Annotated in this window: 1 pseudogene; it reads left to right on the forward strand. The window is 21.4% G+C overall.

Annotated features, from left to right (window positions below):
* Positions 1 to 229 (forward strand): annotated as a pseudogene (locus BT993_RS07120) (cytochrome c biogenesis protein CcdA); the annotation flags it as partial.

Consider the following 229-nt stretch of genomic DNA (forward strand, 5'->3'; position numbering starts at 1 on the left):
AAAAAGATAATAAAAAAGTTAGAAATACAATTTTATTTTTATTAGGTATATCACTGACTTTTGTAATTTTAGGTTTTGGATTTGGACTTTTATCAGATATATTATTTAATCCTTTAATTAGAATAATTGCTGGGATTATAATTATAATCCTAGGATTACAACAATTAGGAATGTTTGAATTAGGATTTTTAGAGAGAACTAAAACATTGCAAGTAAATAGAAAATATAA

The organism is Streptobacillus ratti, from assembly GCF_001891165.1.
Taxonomy (GTDB): domain Bacteria; phylum Fusobacteriota; class Fusobacteriia; order Fusobacteriales; family Leptotrichiaceae; genus Streptobacillus; species Streptobacillus ratti.